Source organism: Candidatus Binataceae bacterium (assembly GCA_035294265.1).
Classification (GTDB): Bacteria; Desulfobacterota; Binatia; order Binatales; family Binataceae; genus DATGLK01.
Window position 1 is genome coordinate 1 of the sequence record DATGLK010000062.1, and the last position, 26,019, is coordinate 26,019.

23 protein-coding genes and 1 tRNA gene are annotated in these 26,019 nt (G+C 60.3%); 9 read left to right on the forward strand and 15 right to left on the reverse strand.

Translation table 11 applies throughout. The annotated features are described in order from the left end of the window. Positions 1-186, reverse strand: a 186-nt coding sequence (locus VKV28_10420) for a hypothetical protein (protein ID HLH77209.1), incomplete at its 3' end; no start/stop codon positions are given. 702 nt (positions 187-888) lie between these two features. On the opposite strand from VKV28_10420, the gene VKV28_10425 reads away from it, so the two are divergent. From VKV28_10425 to VKV28_10435, 3 genes are all read left to right on the forward strand, one after another. Then, the gene (locus tag VKV28_10425; GenBank protein HLH77210.1) at positions 889-1,614 is read left to right on the forward strand and encodes a dienelactone hydrolase family protein; all 726 of its coding nucleotides are present in this window, start codon (positions 889-891) and stop codon (positions 1,612-1,614) included. A 69-nt stretch (positions 1,615-1,683) separates the two neighbouring features. Beyond that, positions 1,684-2,418 (forward strand): dienelactone hydrolase family protein, encoded by a 735-nt coding sequence (locus VKV28_10430; GenBank protein HLH77211.1) that lies wholly within the window; start codon positions 1,684-1,686, stop codon positions 2,416-2,418. Positions 2,419-2,612: 194 nt separating this feature from the next. Then, the gene (locus VKV28_10435; GenBank protein ID HLH77212.1) at positions 2,613-3,203 is read left to right on the forward strand and encodes a hypothetical protein; all 591 of its coding nucleotides are present in this window, start codon (positions 2,613-2,615) and stop codon (positions 3,201-3,203) included. Between the two features lie 17 nt (positions 3,204-3,220). Here VKV28_10435 and VKV28_10440 read toward each other — a convergent pair whose 3' ends face one another. The 3 genes from VKV28_10440 to VKV28_10450 all read right to left on the reverse strand — a co-directional run bounded on the left by VKV28_10440 (position 3,221) and on the right by VKV28_10450 (position 7,114). Continuing rightward, a complete protein-coding gene (locus tag VKV28_10440) occupies positions 3,221-3,910 on the reverse strand; it encodes a response regulator transcription factor (GenBank protein HLH77213.1) in 690 nt (229 codons plus the stop codon). A gap of 149 nt (positions 3,911-4,059) precedes the next feature. Further along, positions 4,060-6,825 carry a UPF0182 family protein gene (locus VKV28_10445; protein HLH77214.1) on the reverse strand — a complete coding sequence of 922 codons (2,766 nt, stop codon included), beginning with the start codon at positions 6,823-6,825 and terminating at the stop codon, positions 4,060-4,062. Beyond that, complete coding sequence (locus tag VKV28_10450) at positions 6,797-7,114, reverse strand: hypothetical protein (protein ID HLH77215.1); 318 nt, start codon at positions 7,112-7,114, stop codon at positions 6,797-6,799. Before VKV28_10450 ends, VKV28_10445 begins: the two co-directional genes overlap by 29 nt. A 96-nt stretch (positions 7,115-7,210) precedes the next feature. Here VKV28_10450 and VKV28_10455 point away from each other — a divergent pair, with 96 nt between their 5' ends. Further along, a complete protein-coding gene (locus VKV28_10455) occupies positions 7,211-8,899 on the forward strand; it encodes a thiamine pyrophosphate-binding protein (protein ID HLH77216.1) in 1,689 nt (562 codons plus the stop codon). A gap of 18 nt (positions 8,900-8,917) precedes the next feature. Here VKV28_10455 and VKV28_10460 read toward each other — a convergent pair whose 3' ends face one another. The 5 genes from VKV28_10460 to VKV28_10480 all read right to left on the reverse strand — a co-directional run bounded on the left by VKV28_10460 (position 8,918) and on the right by VKV28_10480 (position 14,294). Then, entirely contained in the window at positions 8,918-9,553 is a 636-nt protein-coding gene (locus VKV28_10460; protein HLH77217.1) for a DedA family protein, read from the reverse strand. A gap of 109 nt (positions 9,554-9,662) precedes the next feature. Beyond that, complete coding sequence (gene gloA, locus VKV28_10465) at positions 9,663-10,079, reverse strand: lactoylglutathione lyase (protein HLH77218.1); 417 nt, start codon at positions 10,077-10,079, stop codon at positions 9,663-9,665. Positions 10,080-10,149: 70 nt separating this feature from the next. Next, the gene (locus VKV28_10470) at positions 10,150-10,935 is read right to left on the reverse strand and encodes an ABC transporter permease (GenBank protein ID HLH77219.1); all 786 of its coding nucleotides are present in this window, start codon (positions 10,933-10,935) and stop codon (positions 10,150-10,152) included. Between the two features lie 4 nt (positions 10,936-10,939). After that, a complete protein-coding gene (locus VKV28_10475; GenBank protein HLH77220.1) occupies positions 10,940-11,920 on the reverse strand; it encodes an ATP-binding cassette domain-containing protein in 981 nt (326 codons plus the stop codon). 94 nt (positions 11,921-12,014) lie between these two features. Continuing rightward, a complete protein-coding gene (locus VKV28_10480) occupies positions 12,015-14,294 on the reverse strand; it encodes a sodium-translocating pyrophosphatase (GenBank protein HLH77221.1) in 2,280 nt (759 codons plus the stop codon). Between the two features lie 296 nt (positions 14,295-14,590). Here VKV28_10480 and tig point away from each other — a divergent pair, with 296 nt between their 5' ends. The 5 genes from tig (at position 14,591) to VKV28_10505 (ending at position 20,847) form a co-directional block, all read left to right on the forward strand. Continuing rightward, positions 14,591-15,940 (forward strand): trigger factor, encoded by a 1,350-nt coding sequence (gene tig, locus VKV28_10485; protein ID HLH77222.1) that lies wholly within the window; start codon positions 14,591-14,593, stop codon positions 15,938-15,940. 130 nt (positions 15,941-16,070) lie between these two features. After that, the gene (clpP, locus tag VKV28_10490) at positions 16,071-16,697 is read left to right on the forward strand and encodes an ATP-dependent Clp endopeptidase proteolytic subunit ClpP (GenBank protein HLH77223.1); all 627 of its coding nucleotides are present in this window, start codon (positions 16,071-16,073) and stop codon (positions 16,695-16,697) included. Further along, positions 16,684-17,934, forward strand: a complete 1,251-nt coding sequence (gene clpX, locus VKV28_10495) for an ATP-dependent Clp protease ATP-binding subunit ClpX (protein ID HLH77224.1) — start codon at positions 16,684-16,686, stop codon at positions 17,932-17,934. The genes clpP and clpX overlap by 14 nt, the downstream gene beginning before the upstream one ends. Before the next feature lie 20 nt (positions 17,935-17,954). Beyond that, a complete protein-coding gene (lon, locus tag VKV28_10500) occupies positions 17,955-20,489 on the forward strand; it encodes an endopeptidase La (protein ID HLH77225.1) in 2,535 nt (844 codons plus the stop codon). Positions 20,490-20,538: 49 nt separating this feature from the next. Continuing rightward, on the forward strand, positions 20,539-20,847 hold the full coding sequence (locus tag VKV28_10505; protein HLH77226.1) for an HU family DNA-binding protein: 309 nt from the start codon (positions 20,539-20,541) through the stop codon (positions 20,845-20,847). Positions 20,848-21,012: 165 nt separating this feature from the next. On the opposite strand, the gene VKV28_10510 is transcribed toward VKV28_10505, so the two are convergent. From VKV28_10510 to VKV28_10535, 6 genes are all read right to left on the reverse strand, one after another. Continuing rightward, entirely contained in the window at positions 21,013-22,239 is a 1,227-nt protein-coding gene (locus tag VKV28_10510) for a hypothetical protein (GenBank protein HLH77227.1), read from the reverse strand. Positions 22,240-22,317: 78 nt separating this feature from the next. After that, positions 22,318-22,731, reverse strand: coding sequence for a heme-binding protein (locus VKV28_10515; protein ID HLH77228.1), 414 nt, complete (start codon positions 22,729-22,731; stop codon positions 22,318-22,320). A 252-nt stretch (positions 22,732-22,983) separates the two neighbouring features. Beyond that, positions 22,984-23,059, reverse strand: a tRNA-Gln gene (locus VKV28_10520). Between the two features lie 71 nt (positions 23,060-23,130). Further along, positions 23,131-23,670: a hypothetical protein gene (locus VKV28_10525; GenBank protein HLH77229.1), complete on the reverse strand. Its 540-nt coding sequence runs from the start codon at positions 23,668-23,670 to the stop codon at positions 23,131-23,133. Between the two features lie 94 nt (positions 23,671-23,764). Continuing rightward, positions 23,765-25,327 carry a ribonuclease Y gene (gene rny, locus VKV28_10530; GenBank protein HLH77230.1) on the reverse strand — a complete coding sequence of 521 codons (1,563 nt, stop codon included), beginning with the start codon at positions 25,325-25,327 and terminating at the stop codon, positions 23,765-23,767. Further along, positions 25,324-25,944 (reverse strand): 5-formyltetrahydrofolate cyclo-ligase, encoded by a 621-nt coding sequence (locus tag VKV28_10535; GenBank protein HLH77231.1) that lies wholly within the window; start codon positions 25,942-25,944, stop codon positions 25,324-25,326. The genes rny and VKV28_10535 overlap by 4 nt, the downstream gene beginning before the upstream one ends. Positions 25,945-26,019: the final 75 nt, after the last annotated feature.

A 26,019-nucleotide genomic window follows, 5' to 3' on the forward strand; every position in this document is an offset into this window, starting at 1 on the left:
GTGGAGTTGCATATCCGGCGGAGCCGGCGGCCAGCTCAGATAACTCACCGGCGGATTTTCCGCTAAAGCCGCAGCGGCAATCTGCCGATGCGCTTGCAGTCCGCCACACAACACAAATCCCCCGATGACGCTGAACAACAAGGCCACGGCACCGGCCGATTTAATCCCCGCACGCTCTTTTGGCATCCTAAAGGTCTCCCCCGGTCCCGCCTTAGCCCTGCGGTAGCTAGATATGCTAATCGATTTTATTTATGCTAAATCTAATTACTATCATCTAAATACATCGTTAGAGTTTACTTATTAATTAAGACTGGCTCACCAAAGTTTTAACAATTGATTATTATTATAATCTGCAATAAATATCAAACATCAGCATTATATCAGTAATATGAGCTTCGACAAGCCTCGATGCCACCGCGCACCAGTTGGCCGGGCGAACTATCCCCACGCAATTGGCGAGGACGGGACGGGAGGACGGGACGGAAGGTTTATGAGGGCATCTTCAGCTGGCGATACCTTAGGAAATGTCTGTGCTGCCGAGATCGCCGCTGGCATAAGCGACGGTGGCAAGGGTTGTGTCTTCTTCGACTACCGAATCGAACACGATTGCAATCCGGCCGGTCTGACCAGGTGTGACTTTGAGAAAATCACGACCTCGCAGGATTCAACCCTTCGCTCATCTTGCGCCCTTGGCGGCGAAAACGATGGAATTAATCACCGGACACGCCGACAGCGAAAGGAAAGCACGGGCCCCTCGCTGCCGATATCGCGCCACAACCCGGCTTGAGCAGGGTGTTGAACTGTGCGAAAACCAAAGAGCTTAACCAGCCGCCCAGGCGTATGTCTGGCGCCCGCATCACAAAAACAACGTCGAGGAGATGGTTCGCGATGGAAATCGTCAAACAGGAGATTGAAATTCCCACTGGCCAGGAGCGGATGTCTTGTCACATCGCGCGCCCGACCAGCGGTGGCCCCTACCCGGCGCTGGTGGTGGTGATGGAGGTTTTCGGCCTCAATGATAATATCCGCAAGCTGGCCGACCGCTTCGCCAGCGAAGGCTTCGTTACCCTGGCACCCCACTTATACTTTCGCGTGCCCGGCAAGAACGTGGTCGGCTACAGCGAGATGCCTGAGGCATTCAAACTGGCGGCTTCGCTTAACGACGATCAGGTAGTTGCCGACATGGGTGCCTGCATCAACTATCTCAAGACACAAAAGGATGTCGCCCCGAAGGTAGGGGTGGTCGGTTTCTGCATGGGCGGCCGAATCACCTTCCTGACCGCCTGCCGGAACAGCGCAGTTGACGCAGCCGTCCCCTTTTACGGCGGCGGGATGGTGACGGCTCAAGCCGGACGCAAGGCACCGATCGAGTACGTCAACCAGTTGCGCGCTCCGGTGCTGGCTTTTTTCGGGGGCAAGGATGCCTTTATCCCGGCCGCCGACGTGGAAAAATTCCGCGTCGAAACCCAGCGCGCCGGCAAGAATGTCGAGGTCGTGCTGTACCCCGATGCCGACCACGGCTTCATGTGCGACGAGCGTCCCTCCTTCCACCCCACCCATTCCAAGGAGGCGTGGGCGCGAGCGGTGGAATTCTTCAAACGCAACCTCAGCTAGCGGCGTGCTTAAAGCGGCCTGCGTGAAGAGGCCCGGCCGGATGGCCGGCCCGATCCAAGGAGGGCGGTGATGGAAATAGTCGGGCAGGAAATTCAAATTGCTAGCGGCCAGGAAAAGATGGGCTGTTACCTAGCCCATCCCAAAACTCCAGGCCGCTACCCGGCGGTGGTGGTCACGATGGAGGTGGTCGGACTGAGCGATGATATCCGGCACACCTCCAATCAGTTCGCCGAGCAGGGCTTTGTCGCGATCGCGCCCAACCTATATTTTCGCATCCCGGGCCCTCAAACCCTCCCCTACGGCCATCTGCCCGAGGCCCTGAAGCTGGCCGCTACGCTGACTGACGATGGCATCGTGCGCGACATGAGCGCGACGATCGATTTCGTCAAGGACCATCCATTGTCCAACGGCAAAGTCGGGGTGGTCGGCTTTTGCATGGGCGGACGGATCGCTTTCCTGACCGCCTGCCGTAATTCCACCCTGAATGGCGCAATTTCGTTTTACGGCGGCGGCATTTTGCGAGCCGCCCAACCCGGAGCCGCACCTGCGATCGACTACCTGGCTAACTTGCGCGCTCCGATGATCGCCTTCTTCGCCGGCCAAGACCCTCACATTCCGCTCAGCGACGGCGAGACTATCGGCGCCCGGGCCAAGCAGTTGGGGAAGCAGGTCGAGGTGCGGGTCTATCCGGAGGCCGGCCATGGCTTCATGTGCGAAAATCCGGCGCGCGGCGCTTATCACGAAGCTTCCGCCAAAGATGCCTGGCCGCGCATGCTCAGCTTCTTCCGCCAGCATCTAGGCTAAGCTCGCGCCGACGTTTTGCACCGCGGCAGTGGTGAGCGACGCACCGACATGGCGAGCACGGCCTGAAGGCAAAATATGCCTGCCGCGATAATTTTTTACGCCGGGGTGCCCATGATGGAGTGAAGTAAACGCCGTGTTCGCCAAACCGATTGCGGGTACAATCGAAGCGGAATATCTCGGCGGCAGGTGAGACGATGCGAAAAACTACGGGTGGAATCGCGTTTTTGGCGCTGGCAGTCACCTTGGGTTGGCCCGCGCTCACCCGGGCCCAGGAAAATCTTCTGCTCAACCCCGACCTCAGCCAGGGCAGCGGCAATTCGCCCACCGACTGGGTCGGGCAGAGCTGGCTGCAGGGTCAACCCAACTCCAAGTATCAGGGCACGCTCCAATGGCTCTCCCAATCGCAGCCGGCCGAGTTGGAGGTCAGCAATAGCGCGCCAGACGATGCGCGTTGGGTCCAAACCTTACAACTTGACGCCGGACTTTACCATTTAACCGCGGAAATCAAGACCGACAACGTGGGCAAAGGCGCGGTCGGCGCCAATATCAGTGTCCTAGAAGGATGGTTCCTATCTCAATCACTCACCGGGACCAACGACTGGCAGCCGGTGGGCTTCTATCTCAACGTTCCACCCGGTGGAGCAAACGTAACCTTCGCTTGCCGGCTGGGTTTTTACAGCAACCTCAACACTGGCACAGCTTATTGCCGCAACATGAGCGTGTTGCCAGCTACGGCTTCGCCCGACGGTAGCGAGCCGGTCTACCAGTTTCCCGCCGTCCCCTGAAACCCGTTCGACGCCAGCTAGGCAATGCGCACCAGCTTGTGCTTGAGGGCGTAGCGGACCAGGTCGGCGGTTGAATGCAATCGCAGCTTTTCCGCCAAGTGAGTGCGGTGGGCCTGGACCGTTTTGGGGCTGATCTGAAGCTTCTGTCCGATCATTTTGGCGGTCGCCCCCTGTGCGATAAGACTCAAAATCTCCTGCTCGCGGCGAGATAAGGCCTCGCTCCGCCTGCCCGGGGTGGTAGCGGACAAGCGATCGAGAATCGCGGGAGTCACCGCCGGGCTTAGATAACGCTTGCCTGCCGCTACGGTTTGCAGGGCGCCAAACAATTCACTTGGGGCATCGCTCTTGAGCAGATAGCCAGCTACCTTGACCTCCAGCAGAGCCTGCAGCAAGTACTCTTCGTCAGCGTATTGGCTGAGAATCAGGATTTTGGTGCGTGGCGTACGCCGGGCGATCCGGTAAGCCGCCTGGAGACCGTTAAGGCCCGGCAGATCGATATCCAGCAGAGCGATGTCCGGTGCCAGCCGCGCGATCAACTCCGATCCTTCCCGAGCATCGCCGCAGTGGGCGAGTATCTTGAAGCCTTGCGAATGGAGCAAGGCCTGGAGCGATTCGCGAAACAGGCGTTGGTCGTCAACCAGAACCAGGCTAATGCTCTTGCGCGATTCGCTCACCCCGCACCAGTACGCCCCCGAATTAGCGGGCATCGGAGGCCGGCGCCCGGTCGGCCAGATGTTGACTTGTCCCCGGACCGCGTGATGTTAGCTCGCGCGGCTCCGGGGTCAACCAGTGGGATTGTCAGGCGTGATAAAACTGACCGGAGGCAGGTTCAAAAATGCTGACTGGCGCCCTTCGATCAGCGATTGCCCAAGGCCCGCCCTAGGCGCTGCATCTGCGCGCCAAAGGTGGTCCAATCGCCGTTGCGCAGCGCCTTGAGCGCCGCGTCGTAAGCGGCTGCGGCCTGAGTTGAACTAGCAGCAACCACCGGCGCTGCGGCTTGGGGCACCGACGGCGGCGGCGCCGCTTCGACTACTGCGGGCAAGGCGGATTGGCCATTTTCGAATAAATCGGCCAAGGTGCGCTCCAGATTGTCGCCCATTACGACTCGATCGCTGTATGCGGCGATCACTCGTTGCAATTCGGGCAGTTGGCCGTTTTCGGCGCGTAGGTAAAGCGGCTCGACATAGAGCAGCGAGTCTTCGATCGGGATCACCAGCAGGTTACCCAGCACCACCCGCGATCCCATCTGATTCCACAGCGAGATTTGCCGGGAGATCTCGGGTGCCTGATTGATGCGAGCCTGGATCTGGTAAGGCCCGTAGATAAGTTGATCCTTGGAGAACTCATACTCGATCAGATGGCCGTATTCGTCGCCGTCGCAGCGCGCGGCCAACCATGAGATCATGTTGTCGCGCCCCTGCGGCACCATCGGCAGCATCAGGATGTACTCCTCGTGGGGCATCCCGGGCAGGCGCATGATGACGTAATAGGGCGACATCGGACCAGTGTCTCCGCCGTAATTCTCGCGCGGAAAGCCCCACAGGTCTTCTTTATTGTAGAAGACCTGCGGATCCACCATGTGATAGGTGGAATAGATGTCGGCCTGAACCAAGAACATGTCCTCGGGATAACGGATGTGAGCGTGCAGCTCGGCGGGCATCGCCGAGAGCGGGCGAAACAGCCGAGGGAAAATTCGCTCCCAGGTCCGAATTACTGGATCCTGGGGATCGGCCACATACAACGTGGTTTGGCCGGTGTAAGCGTCGATCACCGCCTTGATAGAATTGCGAATATAGTTGATACCGTCGGCGTTGCGCTGGGAATAAGGGAAATGATCGCTGGTCGTGTAGCAATCGATGATCCACGACAGACGACCGTCGTGAAGCACTATATATGGGTCGCGATCCTGGATCAGGAAGGGCGCCAATCGCTGGAGCCGATCCTGGATGTTACGCCGGATCAGGATAGTACTCTGCGGGGTCAAGGTGGTGGTCACCAGCAGATTGAGATCGTGATAATAGTAACTGAAGAGCAGGCGGCGCCAGAGTCGGTCGATCCTGATACCGGCATCGGCTTGATAATAGCCGAAGACGTTATCAGCCCCGCGCGCATAGTCAAACTCGGGCGTGTTCGCCTTCACCACCACGTAATTGCTCGGCTCCTGGCCGAAATAAATCCCCGGCTGCTGGATCGTAAGGCCGACGTCGGAGATCGCAGGAATATTCTTAAGATAGAACAGCGGTAGACCCTCGCGATCCTTGGCGTTGACTGGGCTCATCACGATTCCGCTGCCATGGGTGAACTTCAGGTGTTGATTGACCCAGGTCTGGGCGTTATCGGGCAGCAGCGAGGTCGACAGCTCGCGTGCCGCCAACATCACCTCGGAATATCGGTTTTGAATCTCGTAACGATCAACCGCGACATTGCGAAAATCGTAGTAAAGCCGAATCTCCTGCAATTGCCGGTAGGTCGCCAGCAGCGGGCGAGGATCCCACAAGCGGATGTTCTTGATGGTCGGAGAATCCTTGCGCAAGCTGGCTGCGGTGAGGATGCCCGTGGTCTTGAAGGGGACCACGTCGATTCCGTCCAGTTTGTAGGCACGCCGGGTAAGCGCGATATTGTTGATCAAATAGGGACGCTCGATGCGCAGTTCGTCGGGTTTGACCCACAGGCTCTCGATCACCGGCTGGAGCAGGTTGAGGACCACCGCGGGCACGAACACGACGACGACCGCCATTACCAACCGGCGCGCACCGCGGCTTTGAGCATTGGCCAAGCATAAGCCGGCAGCCAGCAGTGCTAGCGCCACCAGCAGCCAGTAACCCGGACGCCACAGCACGTCGTCGATATAGCGAAAGCCAAAGACCACGCCATCGCTATGGAAGAGCAGGTCAAAGCGGGCAAGCCAATAGGACAGCGCGCGCTGAAGGAAGAATATCCCCAACAGGACGGAAAAATGCGCGACCGCCGAGCCGCTGATGCGTGGCGGAGCCTCCTGAAAATCCAGCGCTCCACGGGCCCAATACACCCCCGCGCTGACCGCCGCGACCAAGACAACCAGAAGCAGAAACAGGTCGCGCAGGTCGTCCAGCCAAGGCAAGGTAAAGAGATAAAATCCGATGTCCTTATGGAAAGCCGGTTCGGTCCGACCGAAGCGCACTCCATAGATACCCTTGAGATAGACGTCCCAGTTGGCGGCCTCGCCTGCCGCCACGAAGATGGCCAACAGCAGCGAGACGCCCACAATCAACAGTCGCCAGGGCACCCGATCACCCAGCGAGCGAATCACCTCGGGCAAGCTGACGCGCGCCAGATCCTCGGGATAGCGCACGATTCGCAACCGCTCGCGCTCGGGCGAGGCGCCGAGCGCGACGCTGGCGCTCAGCCACTGCGCGGCGGCCGAAATCACGAAGACCGCCACAAAGACCAAGATCTTAGCGACCAGTTCGGTGGTAAAGGCGGCGCGGTAGCCCAGCGAAGAAAACCACAGGAAGTCGACCAACACCGAATCGGCCAGACCGAGAACAATCAGTAATACGACAATCGCCGCGGCTAGGGCGAAAAGTAGCACGCGGGGACGCATTCGCGGCCCCTTAGCGCCGGGCTGCAATGCGCGCCACATGCTCACGTACCACCTCTGGGGGGCAGAGCCAGACAAACAGCTTGAGGCTTAGAAACACGATCAACAGGAAGTCCATCTCTCCCACAATCGGTATCATCTCCAATTCGAGATTGGGTGGCGCCACCGCCATCACCAAACCTATGACCGGCACGAGCTTGATCCATCCCGCCACCCGCGCATCCCGCATCAGCAGGTAAAACAGCCGCGCGAACTGTGGCAGATAAGCTATCAGCCGCGAAAGCCGCAAGGGATTGAGCAGATGTGGTCTGAAAAGATCTCGCAGAGTCATAGGTTTATTGCAACTCTAATCTAGCACTTTATTGCCCCCTGTCCCTATCAGCTAAAATCGCTGGTACAATCGAGCCGCCGCGAAACGGAGCGAGCCATGAAGCGACACATGATGCTGGGCGACTTTTTGCTGTCCTACCTGCGCAAGTTGGGAGTCGAACACGTCTTCGGAATTCCGGGCGACCTGGCCCTCAAGCTCTTTTTTACACTGGGCCGCAAGCATGGCCTGCACATGATCACCCTCTCACACGAGCCCGGGGTGGGCTTTGCCGCTGACGGTTATGCGCGGGCCACTGGTCGTGTCGGACTGATTTGCGTGACCTACGGCGCCGGCGGGCACAACCTGGTCAACGCCGTGGCTGGCGCCTATTCGGAGCGGGTCCCGCTGCTGATTTTTTCCGGCGGCCCGGGCGAAGGCGAGCGCAAGCTGGGCACGCTGATCCACCATCAGGCGCGCGAGGTCGAGTCGCAATTGCGCATTTTCAAGGAGGTCACCTGCTCGGCCGCGGTGCTGACCAACCCGCGCACGGCGGCCGAAGATCTGCACGCCGTGGTCAAAGCGGTCTGGGCCGAGCAGCGGCCGGGCTATATCGAGATCCACCGCGACATGGTCGACCGCGAAATTGAAGTGCCCGCGGAGCTTGGCGAATGGGACGGCCGACTGCACTTTCCCGCCACCACCAACAGCCATCGCGTGCAGGAAGCCGCACGCGAGACCGCCGCGCTGTGGAACGCCAGCCGCCAGCCAATACTGGTGGTGGGGATCGAAACCAGACGCTACAAACTGGAGCGCGAGATCTTGACTCTGGCCGAGCGGCTGGGGGCGCCCGTGCTCAGCACGTTCCTGGCCAAGGGCGCCTTTCCCATGGACCACCCCTTGTTTATGGGAGTCCAAATTGGCGAACTAAGCGCACCGCCAATCGTGGAGCGCCTCAAAGCGGCCGATCTGATGCTGAATCTGGGATGCGAGCGCACCGACATGAACTACGGCAACCGCCCACCCCATATCAATTATGAACGCACGGTGTGGGCCGCCGAGCATCGGGTCGATATCCGCTTCCACAGCTATACCGAGGTAGGCATTCGCGATTTCGTACGCGAGCTGTTGCGCCAGGACTTCAAGCCTCGGCACGAGCCCGTGTACTACGCCGACAACCTCCAAGGTGAGCCGGCGTTGCCCAGATCCCCGCTGCGCGTGCGCGACCTGTTGCGCACGGTCAATGACTTTCTGGCGCAACACGCGGGCTATGCGGTAATCGCCGACTCCGGCGACATGCTGTTCGCCGGAATGGATATACGGGTACCCAACGGTGGGCTCTATCTAGCCCAGGGCTTTTACGCCTCGATGGGTTTTTCGGTACCCGCCGCGCTCGGCCTGCAGTTGGGGGTCAAGCAACGCCCGCTGGTGATGGTGGGCGACGGCGCCTTTCAGATGACCGGGATGGAGATTGCTCATGCCCCACTGCTCAGGCTCAACCCGATCGTGGTGGTGATCAACAATGGCGGCTGGCAGATTTTTCGTCCCGTCGTCGAACGGCCCGACCTGCTCGCCATCCCATCCTGGCCCTATGCCAAGCTGGGGCAGGACTGGGGCGGGCGGGGATTCTTGGCCAACACCGTCGGCGAACTGCAGCAGGCCTTAGAAGAAGCCCACAAGGGAGAGAGCTTCGCCCTAATCGAGGCCCGGCTGGCGATGGACGACCTATCTCCAGTCAGCCTCAAATACATCGAGGCCGCAGCGCGCCGTTCCCGGGCTCCAGCCCAGCCAGCGCGGGAGCCGCAATAGCTGCTCGCCTAGCATGCCTCACAGCGCGCGCTTGACCGGGGTCCGCAGTGGACGCTGGCGCAACCACGCTGGCCCCAGCACAAGGGCTAGCACCGCAATCGCCGCGGCGATCATCAGCCAGTTGCCGGTGTGACGGGCAAAGGCGGCGAAGCGCTCCCATTGATCGCCCAGGACAAAGCCCAGGTAGCTGATCGTGGTACACCAAAGCGCGGCACCCAGGACGTTGAAGAACAGAAACCGCCAAAACCGCATCCTCATCGCTCCCGCCATCGGCCCTGCGATGAAGCGCAAGCCGGCCACGAAGCGAGCGATCAGCACGGCCTTATCGCCGTGGGCGCGAAAGAACAGTCGAAAGCGCAGGTAGCGCCGGCGCATCCCTTTGCGCATTTGGCCCACACGGATCAGCACTCGCCTGCCACCGGTGCGACCCAGCAAGTAGCCGAGGTTGTCGCCGATCACAGCGCTGGTGAAGGCGACCAAAATGACCGTCTTGAGGCCAAGGATTTCGCGGCCAGCCAAAAATCCCGCCGCCAACACAACGCTTTCCTCGGGCAGCGGAATACCGATATTGCCCAGCAAGACGCAGGCAAAGATTCCCACGTAGCCCCATTGCTGAAGCAGCAGCTCAATCTCAGTGGGGTTCAGATGATGCATCAAAGTCGTGGTACTTGGCGCCGCTAGGATCGGCGCCAAGCAGCACTGTGCGATCATACGGCGTCGATAGCAACCGCATGGCCGGTCCCCCGGATTGTCAGGACTTCAGCTACTGCGCGCTCTGCTGGGCTTCCTGAATCAGCTCTATGCGATAGCCGTTCGGATCCTCGATAAAAGCAATGACCGAGCCGCCGCCACCGCTGCTGTTGGAATGGCGCATCGGACCAGGCTCTCGGACCACCTTGACACCGTCGCGTTTGAGCCGCTCGCACATCCCGTAGATGTCTGCCACGCCCAACGCCAGATGACCAAACGCAGTGCCTAACTGGTAATCGTGCTGATCCCAGTTGTAGGTGAGTTCCACCACGCTGCTGTCGGCGATCTCGCCGTAGCCTACGAAGGCCAGGGTAAAGCGGCCGCCAGGATAGTCCTGTTTCCGCAGCAGCTTCATGCCCAACACCTCGCAATAAAAACGCAGTGACTGATCCAGATCGTTGACTCGCAACATCGTATGCATCAAGCGCATTGCACGATTCCTTTTGGACGCAAGTATTTCGCTACCTGTAGCCTGAGCAGCGGCCTCGCCCGGGTGAGGCTCAGGTGGCGGCCGCCCGGTAGGCCACGCCGAGCGCGGCCAAATAGGTGACGAGCGCAAAGGCCAGCGTAATCAAAGCCGAAGCGGCCAGGGCCGGCAGCGATCCGGCCGCGCGCGGGTTAGCCAAATACAAGCTCTGGCGCAAGGCGGCCATACCGTAAGTGAGCGGATCCAAGCGCATCGTCCATCGTAGCCAGCCCGGGGCTCCGGAGGCGGGGAAAAAAGCGCCGGAGAGCAACCAGATTGGAATGAGGATGAGATTCATGATGGCGTGGAAGCCCTGGGTGGATTGAATTCGCCAAGCGATGACCAAGCCGATATTGGTTAGCGCAAAGCCAACCAGCGCCATCATAATGATGACCAAGGCCACCGCGCTGGCGCTAAGGGCGATTCCAGCCAGCGGCGCCAAGCAGAGAAAAATCACCCCCTGCATCAGCGCCAGCGTGGTGCCGCCTAGAGCCTGGCTCATCACCACGGACCAGCGCGCAATAGGCGCGACCAGCACTCCCTGCAAAAAACCTGTCTTACGATCTTCGACGGTGGAAATAGTGGCGAAAATCGCGGTAAACAACAGGACCAGCGCAATTACCCCGGGATAGAAATATTCAATGTAGCTGACCCCTCGCGGCAACCCGGCGGGATGAAAAGAAGCGTTGAGCCCCATTCCGAGCAACAACCAGAACACAAGCGGTTGAAGAAACGCTCCAATCACTCGGCTGCGCTGGCGCAAAAACCGCACCAGCTCGCGCTGCCACAGCGTGCCAATTTGTAGCATCGCCAGCGGCATCGCCCTACCCTACCTCGCCAGCGCGAAAGCGCCGCCCGGTCAGGTGCACAAAGACATCCTCCAGCGTAGGCTTACCAAAAGCTATGCTCTGAACCTCAGCACCGAAGCTATCGATAATATTGCTGACCAGACGATGGCCGTCGCGACGTTCAAGCCGGATCGCGCCATCGACCAATTGGGCTTGCACACCCAGACTGTGGTTGAGCCGGGGCAGGAGGCTTTGGGGTTCGGCCGCGCGCACCACCACGACGTCGCCTCCCACGGAATTCTTGAGCTCGAGCGGAGAGGCGAGCGCGACCAGCCGGCCGTCGTCCAGAATGGCCACCCGGTCGGCACGCTCAGCCTCTTCCATGTAATGGGTGGTCAGCACGATGGTTACCCCTTCGCGATCACGCAATTCGCACAAGTAATCGTTGAATTCGCGGCGCGCGGTCGGATCCAGACCGGTGCTGGGCTCGTCGAGCAGCAGCAAGCTGGGACGATGGAGCAGCGCCTTGGCCAATTCGGTGCGCCGCTGCAAACCGCCGGAAAGCGTCTCGACCAAATCACGAGCACGCTCGGCCAGACCCATGCGGGTAAGCAATTCCGTCGCGCGTGCGGCCAGACTCGCGCCCGACAGGCCATATAGATGGCCGTGGTGAATCAGGTTCTCGCGCACGGTCAATTTGTCGTCCAGACTGGGATGCTGAAAGACCACACCCAGGCGCAGTCGGATCTGCGCCGCCTGGGAGGCTAGATCGCAGCCAAGCATCAGCACTTCACCGGTTTGCATCGCAACCAGGGTGGATAACAGGCGGAAAAGAGTGGTCTTCCCTCCGCCGTTAGGGCCCAGAAAGGCGAAAATTTCACCCTCGGCGATAGTAAAGCTCACTTCGCGTAAGGCAGGCCGCGTAGCGTAGGAGAAGTCAACCTGGCGTGCGACCACGGCGTCGCGCGTGACAGCGTGCGGCGCAGGCCGCAACGGGGCAACCGAAGCGGTACTCATCGAAGTGATTATCACGCGCGCCCGTCCGGGGGGCAACCGACCAAAGAACTGATGGTAGGCGGCGCACGCGGCACCGCCTACCAGGGTGTACCGCTCAGGCCGCCACTTTGGTGGCGCCGCTGGCCTCGCTCTCGTCCGCGATCGAACCGCGCTTGGAGAGCGCGACTGCTAATGCCAGCAAGGCGATGGAAACAACAATCACAACCACCCGGCCGGTGGTTATGTGACCCAGCGTTTCGGGCGCAAAGGGCGCGGCCAGGATCCCGACCAGGTTCATCACTTTGATCATCGGGTTGAGTGCCGGGCCTGCAGTATCCTTGAATGGATCGCCGACCGTGTCGCCCACCACTGCGGCCTTGTGCACGTCGGTGCCCTTACCGCCCAGGTAACCGTCCTCAATCTTCTTTTTGGCGTTATCCCAGGTCCCACCGGCGTTGGACATGAACACCGCCAGTAGTTGTCCGGTCAGGATGGTCCCGCCAAGAAAACCGCCCAGGGCCGCCGCATTAAGCCCGAAGCCGACCAGCAGGGGCGCGAACACCGCCAGGATGCCCGGACCTAGGAGCTCCTTCTGCGCACTGGCCGTGACGATATCCACGCAGCGGCTATAATCGGGCTTTTCCTTGTACTCCATGATTCCGGGATGCTCGCGGAACTGGCGCCGGACTTCGTTGACGACCTGGTAGGCCGCCCGTCCCACAGCTTTGATGGCGAAGGAGCTGAACAGAAACGGTACCGCGCCTCCTATCAGCAGCCCCACAAACACGGTGGGCGAATTGATCTGCACTCCGATCTTCCCCAGATGGGCTTCATCGATAAAGGAGCGGAACAGCGAGACCGCAGCCAGCACCGCGGTTGCGATTGCCAGCCCCTTGGTCAGCGCCTTGGTGGTGTTGCCAATCGCGTCCATCCACGACAGCGTACGCGAGGCTTCTTCTTGGTGTACCCCACCCATCTCGAAAATTCCATGGGCGTTGTCGGTGATCGGGCCGTAGGTGTCCATCGCCAGGATGAAGCCGGTAGTGGTCAGCAGGCCCAGGCCTGTCAGCGCGATTCCATAGAACTGCAAGGCCAGCGAGTCGCGGAAAATGATCATCGCCAGCACGATTGAGATAGCGATCGTCACCAGCGCCCACACTGAGGATTCCATCCCCTCGGCCATGCCCGACAGGATCAAGGTGGCAGGTCCAGTCTTGGCCGCGGTTGCGCATTCCGTGGTCGGACCGTAATCGGGGTGGGTGAAATAGTTGGTCAGCCACAGGGTCACGACCGCCAGCACGATTCCAACCGAAGCGGTAACCGCAAAGCGCCAGTCCGGCGCCCCCGTGCGAGGATCGGTCATATAGACGTAGTTGACGATGAAGAAGCCCACGATCGAGACGGCGGCCGAAACCATGTAACCCTGCACGATGGGCTTCATCGGATCGCGCATTGCGGTGCCGGCTGGAACTCGCACGGCCATGATGCCGATAATCGAGGAGAAGACGCCAACTGCACGCAAGATCAAGGCGAAAATGATTAGCTTGAGGGCAAAGGCTCCGGCCATCGCACCGTAGGCGCGCAGAAAATCGCTTTCGCCCAGGGCATAAGCCGCCAGGATGATGGCAGCGACCAACGTGACCTCGTAGGATTCGAAGACGTCGGCCGCCATCCCGGCGCAATCGCCGACGTTATCACCGACGTTGTCGGCGATCGTCGCAGCGTTGCGGGGATCGTCCTCGGGAATGCCGGCTTCGACCTTGCCCACCAGATCCCCGCCAACATCGGCAGCCTTGGTGAAAATACCGCCACCCACGCGCATAAAAAGCGCGGCCAGCGAGCCGCCAAAGCCAAAGCCGACCAGGACCTTCATCGCGTTTTCGCGAAAGATCAGAAAGATAATGGTAGCGCCCAGCAGCCCCAGGCCCACGGTGAACATACCCGAGACCCCGCCCGCCTTGAAGGCCAGCTCCATCGCGTCCTTGAAGCTGGTGAGTGCGGCGTTGGCGCTGCGCACGTTACCTTTGACCGCCAGCCACATCCCCACGAAGCCGGCGCCGTAGGACGCACTGACTCCCATCAGGAAGGCCACTGCGATTCCCACCGGCAGCTCCAGGCCGCTGTAAACATGACGGTACATCAGGAACAAGGCCACGGTGATCGCCAACACGAACCAGCGCATGGTTCGGACCTGGCGGCGCAAATAAGCCATTGCACCGATTTCCACCGCTTCGGCCACGTCCGTCATCGATTTGGGTCCTGGATCGGCGGCCAGAACGATCCGTACCAGGAACAGGCCATAACCGAGGGCCACTAGGGCGGAGATTAGAACCAGCCACAGGATCAGGACCTGGGTACCGGACAGCGCCGGCAGGATAATGCTTGCCTCACTCATTGTTGTTTAACGCTCCCATAGATGCGATTCGGGACCACCCTCCAAGATAGATTCGGCTCCAGTGCAGCCGCTGATGCATATAGGGAAGTGCGGCGAATCTCAAGACCGAAGTGTTGCCGCGAAAGCCTACGAGGTTTGCCCATTTATGTCTAGCATCTTGGCGCATCTTGCGCCCGTCCGGGCGCTCGCCGCGAGGTGCGCGGTTCGCTAAACTGCCCAGCTAAGACCCAAGCGCCACGGGGCAGGCGGTTGATCGGCTGCCGGCGCGTGTGTTTAGTTCAACAGCTCGGAATAATATGAACGTCAACGTCGAAACCGCTTCAACCCTACGCCGCAAGGTCACCATCGAACTGGAACCGGACGAGATCGGCCGCGAGCTCGATCGCTCCTACGCCGAACTCAAGCGCAGTGTCCATCTCAAGGGCTTTCGCCCCGGCCACGCTCCCCGCCCCTTGCTCGAACGCATGTTCGGCGATCAGGTGCGGGCCGAGGTCATTCAAAAGCTGACCCGCGAATATACCGACAAGGCCCTGGCCGAGCAGAACCTAACGCCGGTGGTGACGCCCGAGATCGTGACCGAGGAGACCGACCTCAAGAAAGTCCTGCGCTTCAGCGCCGTCTTCGACGTCGCACCCCAAATCGAGGTCAAGGACTACCAGCAGTTGCGGGTCCAGCCGCCGACCGCGGAGGTCAGCGAGGAGCAGGTGGAACAAGCCCTGCAGCGGATGCGCGAGCAGATGGCACCGATCAAGCGGGTTGAAGGTCGCCAGGTGGTCGAAAACGAAGACTTCGCGGTGGTCGAGTTGGAGGCCTATGCCGAGGGGCAGCCGGTTGCGGGCAGTAAGATGGACCACACACTGGTCAAAATCTCCGACAAGTCGCTAGCGCACGGTCTGGACCAACTGCTGGTTGGGGTCAAAGTGGGTGAGCACACCACTCGCCAGCGCAGCTATCCGGCTGATTATGAGGAGAAAAATTTGGCGGGTAAGGCGATCGAATGGCGACTGCACGTACACGACCTTTTTCACGCCGAGCTGGCTCCACTGGATGACGAATTCGCTAAGGATCAGGGGGATTACGAGAACCTGGCACAATTACGCAATAAGCTACGCGAAGATCTGCTGGCCCAAGCTCGCCGGCAGGCGCAAGCTCAGGCGCGCGACGGTCTGATCGAGCTGATTTTGGAGCGCAACCCGATCGATGTGCCCGAGTCGCTAGTCAACCACGAACTGGCGGTCCTGGAAGGCGAGTTGAGCGAGGCGCTCCAGGCCCGCGGTATGCCGGCCGAGCAGGCTCACGAACAGGCCCGCAAGCAGCGTGACGAACTGCGGCCACGCGCCCTCAAGCGCGCCCACACCGCGCTGGTACTCGACGCGATCGCCGAGCAGGAACAGGTGGTGGTAGAAGACGAAGAGTTGGCTCGCGCGGTGGGCGAGATTGTGTCCTCCTCGGGCGCGGCACGAGAACGGGCGGGCAAGTACTACGCCGAGGAAAACAATCGCGCCGAACTGCGCCGGGCACTGCGCCGTGAAAAGACCAGCGCGATGCTGTTTACGCGAGCCAGTGCACTTGAGGACGCATCCGCGCAAGCAAGCGCGGAGACCGCCGCGCACCAAGCAAAAGACACAGCGGCGGAGGGCGACTAAGCTGAGCTTTGATAAGGCGGCCAAAGGTATTTGCGATGTTGCCCATGAATTTTAAACTGGATAGAATTCATTACGAGGCTGGCGGCATGGCGGCGCACGCTACGGTAGCGGTGCCGGGTATAGTGCCCTTATGAGCAACCTGGTCCCAATCGTTATCGAGCAGACCGGTCGTGGAGAGCGCTCGTACGATATATATTCGCGTTTACTACGCGACCGGATCGTGTTTCTGGGGACAGAAGTCAATGATGACGTCGCCAACTTGATTACCGCACAGTTCCTGTTTCTAGAATCCGAAGATCCTGAGAAGGAAATCTCCTTCTACATTAACTCGCCAGGCGGTTCCGTGACCGCCGGCTTGGCAATTTACGACACCATGCAGTTTATTCGGCCGCCCGTGTCGACGCTGTGTCTGGGTCAGGCGGCCAGCATGGGCGCAGTGCTGTTAGCCGCGGGCCAGAGCGGACGGCGCTACGCCCTGCCCCATTCCCGCATCATGATCCATCAGCCTCTGGGCGGAGCGCAGGGCCAGGCCACCGATCTGGACATCCAGGCGCGGGAAATTCTGCGTTTGCGCGAGGCTATCAACAACATTTTCGTGCACCACACCGGGCAGAGCTTGCGCAAGATCGAAAAAGACACCGACCGTGATTTGTTCATGGGGCCTCAACAGGCGGTTGAATACGGAATCGTGGATGAGGTAATCGTGAGCCGGGGCCCTTCCAAGGGATGGACGGGAGGCAATAATGGCCAAGCATGATGATCGCGCCGGCAGCCTGGTTTGCTCGTTCTGTGGCAAGAGCCAGGACGAAGTGCGCAAGTTGATCGCCGGGCCGACCGTCTACATCTGCGACGAGTGCATCGACCTGTGCAACGATATCATTGCCGAAGAAAGCGACGGCGAGGAGGCCTTCAGCCAGAGCTCGACGGTGCCCAAACCGGCCGAGATCAAGCGGGTGCTGGACCAGTATGTAATTGGCCAGGACCGGGCCAAGAAGATCCTGTCGGTAGCGGTGCATAACCACTACAAGCGAATCGATTCGCAGATGGTGACCGGCGACGTCGAACTGCAGAAGTCCAACATTCTGCTGATTGGACCCACTGGAGTAGGCAAGACTCTGCTCGCCCAAACCCTGGCCCGCTTTCTGCAAGTGCCCTTTACCATTGCCGATGCCACGTCGCTAACCGAGGCGGGCTACGTCGGCGAAGACGTGGAGAACATCATCCTGTCGCTGCTGCAAAACGCCGATTACGATATCGAGCGCTGCCAGCGCGGGATCGTATATATCGACGAGATCGACAAGATCGCGCGTAAGGGCGACAACCCTTCGATCACGCGCGACGTATCGGGCGAAGGGGTACAGCAGGCGCTGCTGAAAATCATCGAGGGCACCACCGCCAGTGTGCCGCCCAAGGGCGGTCGCAAACATCCCCAGCAGGAATTTTTACAGGTCGATACCACTAACATCCTGTTCATCTGCGGCGGAGCGTTTGTCGGCCTGGAGGATATCGTTCGGCGCCGACTGGCGGGCAAGACCATGGGTTTTCGCGCCGACCTGAGCCATCGGGCGGCCAAGACGATTTCCGAGTTGCTGGTTGACGTGCAACCGGAAGACCTGCTCAAGTTCGGCTTGATTCCCGAATTCGTCGGCCGCCTGCCGGTGATCGCCACGCTCTCCGAGCTGGAAGAAGACGCCCTGGTGCGGATCCTGACCGAACCCAAAAACGCGCTGGTGCGCCAATACCAGAAACTGTTCGACATGGAGAACGTCCATCTGAAGTTCACCCAGGGGGCGCTGCGCGCGATCGCCCGCGAGGCACTTAAGCGCAAGTCCGGGGCGCGCGGCCTGCGCGCAATCATGGAGAACATCATGCTGGACGTGATGTACGACATTCCCTCGCAGCCCAACATCAAGGAAGTTTTAATTTCGGAGGAGGTTGTCAGTCAAAAAGAACCACCACTGCTGGTTTACCAAAAAGCCGCCGAGACCGCGTGAGTTGGGGAGACTCCAAAAGAATGCTTTTTCGTAACGATAAAAAAGACAACCGTGACAATACAGTGCAGATTGTGCCCTTATTGCCGCTGCGCGAGTTGATCGTCTTTCCGCATGAGGTTTATCCCATTTTCGTGGGCCGGCATAAGTCCATCCGCGCGCTGGAAGAAGCCGAAGCGCAAAAAAAACCCATCCTGCTGGCCGCCCAGAAAGACGCCAAAGTCTCCGAACCTACTGCCGACGATATCTACCCGGTGGGCACCTTGGGCGTGGTGGTGCAATTGCTGCGCCTGCCCGATGGCACGGTCAAGGCCCTGCTGGAGGGCAAGAAGCGGGCCCGCATCCTCCGCCACACCTCCGACCAGGAGTACTTCCAGGTCGAGGTCGAAGAGATCGAAGAGAACTACGAGCGCACCACCGAGGTGGAGGCCTTGATGCGGTCGGTAATCTCGACCTTCGACAACTATGTGCGCCTGAACAAAAAGATTCCGCCCGAGATGGTCACCTCCATCGCGGCCATCGAGGATCCAGCCTATCTGGCTGACAAGCTGGTCGGCCACTTGGGCATCAAGCTGGAGGAGAAACAGGCCCTGCTGGAACTGACCAATCCAGCCGAGCGGCTAGAGAAGATTCTGGGCTATATGCGCTCGGAATTGGAAATTCTGGAGGTGGAAAAGCGCATCCGTACTCGGGTCAAGAAGCAGATGGAGAAGACCCAGAAAGAGTACTATCTCAACGAGCAGATGCGCGCCATTCAAAAGGAATTGGGCGAAAAGGACGAGTTTAAGAACGAGATCCAGGAGCTCGAAGACAAGCTCCGGGAAAAGAAGATGTCGGCCGAGGCCCGCGAGAAGTGCGAGCGCGAGATCAAGAAGCTCAAGATGATGTCGCCGATGTCAGCCGAAGCCACGGTGGTTCGCAACTACCTGGACTGGTTTTTGTCCTTGCCGTGGTACGAATACACCGAGGACAAGCTGGACATCACGGAAGCCGAACGCATCTTGGAAGAAGACCATTACGGGCTGGACAAGGTTAAGGAACGGATTCTGGAGTACCTTGCAGTGCAGGCCTTGGTGGGACAGATCAAGGGGCCCATCCTGTGCCTGGTCGGACCTCCGGGGGTGGGTAAAACCTCGCTTGGCCGCTCGATCGCTCGCTCGATGGGGCGCAAGTTCGTGCGGGTGTCCTTGGGCGGAGTGCGCGACGAAGCCGAAATTCGCGGTCATCGCCGTACTTACATCGGCGCTCTGCCGGGCAAGGTGATCCAGAACATGCGCAAGGCGGGCGCCGGCAACCCGGTCTTCCTGCTGGACGAGGTGGACAAGATGTCCACCGATTTTCGTGGCGACCCCTCTTCCGCCCTGCTCGAGGTACTTGACCCCGAGCAGAACTTTTCCTTCAACGACCACTATCTCGACGTTGATTATGATCTGTCCAAGGTGATGTTCATCACCACGGCCAACACCCTCGAACGTATCCCGCGCCCGCTCCAGGACCGGATGGAGATAATCCGCATCCCGGGCTACACCGAGAGCGAAAAGCTCAACATCGCAAAACGCTACTTGCTTAAGAAGCAGCGCGAGGCTAACGGGCTGAAGGAAGAAAACGTCGAGTTATCGGACAAGGCGATTCTGGGCCTGATTCGCCATTACACGCGCGAGGCCGGCGTCCGCAACCTGGAACGCGAGCTGGCCGCGGTCTGCCGCAAAGTCGCGGTGGAGGTGGTCAAGAACGACCGCAACGCCAAGGTCAAGGTCACCAGCTCCAGTCTGAGCAAGTACCTCGGGCCTGCGCGCTTTCGCTACGGGCTGGCCGAACAGACGCCTCATGTCGGGGTGGCAACCGGCTTGGCCTGGACCGAAATGGGCGGCGAATTACTCTCGGTCGAGGTGACTATCGTGCCCGGCCGCGGCAAGCTGACGGTGACTGGACAACTAGGCGAGGTGATGCAGGAGAGTGCGCAGGCCGCGCTTTCCTACGTGCGTTCGCGCGCGGCCGCCTTTGGGCTAGACCCCAACTTCTACCAGCGCATCGATATCCACATCCACATCCCCGAGGGCGCCATCCCCAAAGACGGTCCATCGGCTGGAATAACCTTGGCCACCGCGCTGGTCTCCGCGCTATGCAAGGTGCCGGTACGCAATGACATGGCGATGACCGGGGAAATCACCCTACGCGGGCGGGTGCTTCCAATCGGAGGGTTGAAGGAAAAAGCCCTGGCTGCCCACCGCGGTGGAATCAAGACCATCCTGATTCCCAAGGAAAACGAGAAAGACGTCCAGGATATCCCCGCTCAGGTACTTAAAAACTTAAGCGTCGTACGGGTCGAGCATATGGACGAGGTGCTCAAGCGGGCGCTGGTGCTGGAAAATCCGGAAGGCTTCCTCAAGCCCTATGACGACATCGATCTGGCCTTCATTCCGGAAAACCTGCCCGAGCCGCTGCTCAACGACGAAGACGAGGACGAAGACGATGACCGCGGCAAGGAATCACCTCCGACCCCGACCTTAACCATGAGTTTGTTGGAAAATGGGTGGTTAGACCTTGACAAGCACTAACCGGCAGAGTTTAGCTAGCCCCTACTGAGTTGACTTCGGGGATCACAGCATGACGAAGACGGAATTAATCGAAGGGCTGGCTGACAAGCTGGGAATGCACAAGTCAGAGGCGGAGAAGGCGATCAATATCGTGCTCGACGACATCGTTGCCGCGCTGCGCCATGGAGATCGGGTGAACATCTCCGGGTTTGGTACTTTCTCGGTCTCCTCCCGCCGCCCCCGGATTGGGCGCAATCCCAAGACTGGCGAATCCATCCAGATCTCGGCCAGTCGATCAGCCAAGTTCAAGGCAGGAAAACAGATGAAGGACTCGCTTAACGAGGACGGTGCTGACACCGCTACCGCCAGTGCCGGTTAGCGGGCAACTCTGCTTCCCCGTCCATTAAACCGAACGGCGCCGGACCATCTTCGGCGCCGTTTTCGTGTCCGCAAAGTTAAGCTTGGCCACAGCCGCCTCCGCGTCATGCCCAGCGCCGGCGAAAAATCTGCAGGATACAATCCAGCGGCAAGAAACTGCGCTCTGCTAGAAAATTCCCGCTGGCGGGAGGCCGAATCGCCACTGCCCGTACATCGCCCCGTTAACGTGGAAATCCACCGTGACGTGATGCGCCGCCGCATGGACGTCGCGCCAGGCGCGTTGAATCGCGCCCGACAGCGGCAGCCCGTGCGCGCCCAGCGGCTCGAACAGCAGGTCGATTGCTTCGACCATTAGCCGCGCAACGTAGGCGTGATCGCGGCGGTTGCGTAGGCGCGACTCGAGCGACGGCTCCTGGCCGCGGCTCGCGCATTCCTCAAGCTCGCTTACATCGCGCTTCATCAGCAACAATCCGCAATCTAGCAATGCCGCGGCTTCGGCCAGCCGGGTCTGGATATGCGGGACCTGAGCGAGTGAATTGGCCGCGGGTGCCGCGCCGCTGACCCGGGCGTGGCTGGTAACCCAGTTGATGAAGTCGTCGATCGCACCCCGGACCATGCCCAGGGCCGGAGTCACCACGCAAATTGGAATGTTAGGCCGAAAGGCCAGCTTGTAGAGCGGTGCTTGGTGGACCAGCGCGCCAGGCGCACGCGCGAATTCCAGGTGGCTCGCTGCAAGCGCGCGATGAGTGGGAATGAAGACATTGTCGACAACGACGCTCTTGCTGCCGGTCCCGGCCAACCCGACCACGAACCAGTCATCGATGATCTCGACCTGCTCCCGCGGCACCAGGAGGTAGCCTTGATAGGGCTGGGTCGTCCCCTCCCCCACGAAGGTTGCGCCAAACAGGAACCAGGACGCGTTGTCGCAATTGCTGGTAAACGGCCAGCGGCCGCTGAGCCGAAAACCGCCTGGCGCGGCCGTGCAGGTACCGGTCGGAAATAGCTGATGAGCAAGAATCGTCCCCGGGTCCGCACCCCAGATTTCTTCCTGGGCGGCCAGTGGGAACAAGCCAACCATCCATTGGCCAGCCATCGTCAGACTCGCGCACCAGGCGCTGCTGCCGCAGCCCTGGCCGAGTTCCAAGTTGATGTCGATAAGCTGACTGAAGCCGTATTCGAAGCCGCCAAAGCGCGCCGGTTGCATCAGCTTGAACAGTTCGGCCGCGCGCAGCATCTCGATCGTCTCCTGCGAGACGTGGCGGTTGCGCTCCACGCTTTCGGCTCCGGACCTCAGGATGGGAACGAGCGCGTGTGCGCGCTGGCGCAACTCGGCGAACGGCACGCGCGCCTTGCCGGCTTGATGATCGGTGTCACTCGCCCTCCTGGCAGCCATATCTCTATTTGCCTTGGGCTGCGACACGGTGGCAAGAGCGGAGCTCGGGCGGCGCAGCCTGCGTTGCCGAGGCCCCGGCTATGAAAGCTTGGGACGAAGCCGCTCGAAGCCGAAGCGGGCCAATTCGTGGTCCTCGTCCGCGGTGCGGCCGCTGATACCGATCGCGCCGACCGTGACCTGGTCGTCGCGGATGCGGACGCCGCCGGGCAAGGCGGTCAGCCGCGGATTGGCAAACCAATTAAGCTCGAAGCCAAAATGAGCCATCATGTCGCGAAATTCGTTGGTGTCGCGGCTCATGTAGATCGCGCTATAGGCCTTGTCGCGGGACAGATTCACGGTGCGCATCGCCGCCCCGTCCATCCGGCCGAACGCGACCAGATCGCCGTGACCGTCGACAATTGCGGCCGAGATCGGCAGCCCCTTATTGGCGGCAGCCTGCGCGAAGATCGCGCCAATGCATTCCACGCATTCCTGATAGGTCGGTGCTCTCATAGAATTCTCCCTTTTCCCAGCCAGCCTTCATCGGCAGCTTGAACGAAGACAACGCTGGTGGTCAACCGAAGCACACGGAGACTCAAGGCAATTCGCGCAGAGGAACCTCCGCCCCGCTTGGCGTGCTTCACGTCGATTTTAACCCTACGCACCCTTGGCGTTAGCCATACAATCGCGGACTACTCGGACTTTCATCCTCATGGGGGAAGAGCGCGACCACCGGGCCAGCAGACCGCTGCCGTAGAGGGGGATTGGCTGAGGAGGAAGGACTCGAACCTTCAATCGCCTGATCCAGAGTCAGGTGGCTTGCCAATTAGCCGACTCCTCAGCGCTGAGTTGAATGTAGCCGCGGCGCGGACGAAGCGTCAAGCAGCGCGCTCGCTGGTCGTCCTCGTGCCATCAGTGGCGATCGGCGCCATGCAAGGCCTGAGCGTGACGCTCTACCAGGGCGTCGCAGCGGGCGAGCAACGCTGGATCCTCGCAGTAGGATTCAATCATATAGCTGAGATCGCTCATATCGTGGATGAGCAAGCGCTGATAACGTTCATACTCGTCATTCTGGTGGACCGCCTTGAGCAGCGCGCCGACCTGATCCTCGATCTCACTCTCTTCGACCTCAAGGGCTGCGGCCAGCGCGCGTTGAATGGTCAGTCCGGGTTGCGCGGCCGCGCGCTCGCGCTCGAGCATGACCCGCAAGCGGCTGATCGCCGCATCGTCCAAGGGCAACGGACTTTGCTCATCTAGCAGCCCCTGCACCTCGAGCATGGTAGAGACCAGCGTCAGCGCGCCGACGTGACCGGCTTCGTCGCGAGCCATCGAATGCCAGAATTCGTGCAGCTTGGAGTCAGCGCTGAACACCCGCGCATAGCAGGCGTACAGCGCCATCGTGGCCTTCTCCAGCGCGGTCGTGGTCTCCATCAATTCGCGCAACGTCGCCATCTATCCGCGCATCTTAGTCTTAGCCGGCCGAGTAGCAAAGAGCGGCCTGAAGCCAGGCCGCTCTTTGCACGCTTGAATGAAGCGCGATTGTCGCCTAATGGGCCAGCTCGGTAGAGCGAATCTCCCGAATGACGGTCACTTTGATCTGACCGGGATAAGTCATCTCGGTTTCGATTTTCTTTGCCACATCGCGCGCTAGCAGGACGGTATCGTCATCACTTATCTGGGAGGGTTCGACGATGATCCGCATCTCGCGCCCGGCCTGGACCGCAAAGCATTTATCCACGCCTTTGAACGACTTGGCGATGGTTTCCAGATCCTCCAGCCGCTTGACGTAGCTCTCGAGCACCTCGCGCCGTGCCCCTGGGCGTGCTCCCGACAGGGCGTCGGCGGCATCGACCAGCGGAGCCAAGATGGTCTCGGCCTTGACCTCCTCGTGATGGGCCGCGATAGCATTGACGATTTTGGCCGACTCGCCGTATTTGCGCGCCAACTCAGCACCGATCAAAGCATGCGAGCCTTCGACCTCGTGGGTAAGCGCCTTGCCGATATCGTGAAGCAAGGCGGCACGGCGAGCCTGCTTTTCATTTAGTCCCAGCTCGGCCGCCATCGCGCCACATAGGAAGGCCGCCTCCATCGAATGGGCGAGCACGTTCTGCGCGTAGCTGTAGCGGAATTTGAGCATTCCCAAAAGCTTGATCAGCTCGGGATGCACGCCATGAACGCCGACCTCGATGAGCGCCCGCTGGCCAGCCTCGCGAATCCCCTCCTCGACCTCCTGTTCGGCCTTGCGTATCACTTCCTCGATGCGGCCGGGATGGATGCGGCCGTCGGAAATCAGCTTTTCCAGCCCCACACGGGCGATTTCTCGCCGAATCGGATTGTGACAGGAGATAACTACCGCTTCGGGGGTATCGTCGATAATGATATCGACCCCGGTCGCAGCCTCAATCGCGCGGATGTTGCGTCCCTCGCGGCCGATGATCCGCCCCTTCATCTCGTCGGAGGGCAGCGCTACTACCGAGACCGTACGCTCGGCGACATATTCGCCTGCCAAGCGCTCGATTGCGATACTGATGATCCGTTTGGCGCGCCGGTCGGCCTCCTCGCGCGCTTCCTCCTCGACCAGGCGAATATGGCGGGCGGCCTCGTGACGAGCCTGTCCTACCATCTCCTCGACAATCGAGCGGCGCGCCTCCTCACGGGTCAGGCCGGCGACGAATTCCAACTGTCGCCGGGCCTGTTCCACCAAGGCTTGTTGTTCAGCCTCCTTTTCCGTCAGATTTTTCTCTCGCGCGCGCAAGCTTTGCTCGCGCCGGTTGAACTCGGCCTCACGATGCTCGAAGCTCTCGACTCGCTTTTCGAATATCTCCTCGCGCGCCACAAGCTTGGTCTCCACCGCGGACAGTGCGGCTCGGCGCTCCCGCAGCTCTTCTTCGACCTGAGCACGACTTTCGACCAGCAGATCCTTGGCCTTAAGCTCGGCCTCTTTAATGATAATATCGCCCTTGTTATGGGCTTCAGCCAAAATTACGTTGGCCTCGGCCGTAGCCACGGCCAACTGTTGGTTATCTCGCCGGCGGGTAAGGACATACACCACCCCGGCTACAATCAGACCCACAATCAGGCCCAATGCGAGCCCGATCACAGTCGTCACCTGGGCACACCTCCTTTGTCAGATCCGAGCCTCTCCGCCCGCGGGCGTTGAGCGGCTCGGCTCGCAAGCTCGGTTACGATTAGATCCACGGGTTGGTCCCACGGATCCTCGGGTAGTTTGTCAACGATCTGAAAAGCGTAGGCCAAACCAACTGCGGTACAACCGGGAAGTTCGGCCAGCAGGCGGTCATAATGACCACCACCACGGCCCAGCCGTTGCCCAGTCCAGGTAAAAGCCAGCCCGGGGAGAAAAATAATTAGCCCCGGCGCCATCTCAGGCGGCAAAAGGCGATTACCGACGGGTTGGGCAAAGCCGAGGCGACCGGTTACCAATTCTCCCAGCGAGCTGACCTCAACCAAAGCCAAACGTTCGGACGCGTCCAAGCGCGGATAATAAAGCGGACGGCCACCAGCCAAGACGTCGGCAGCCAGGCGGTCTGTAGCTACTTCGTTATTCAGGGGAGCATAAAGCGCCACCGCCGCCGCCCGCCGGTAGCATTCCAAGGCCAACACGCGCCGTTGGATATCTTCAGACCAAGCCTGTGCCTGAGGTTTGGGGAGAGCAGCGCGGGCACGGCGCGCCGCCTCTCGAATGCGCATTTTTCGGTCGTCCGCCATGAATTCTCCATGGCGGGAGCAGAGCTCCAAATCAGATCCGACCGGCAGTCCGCAAGCCGGTCGGTAGCTCAGCGA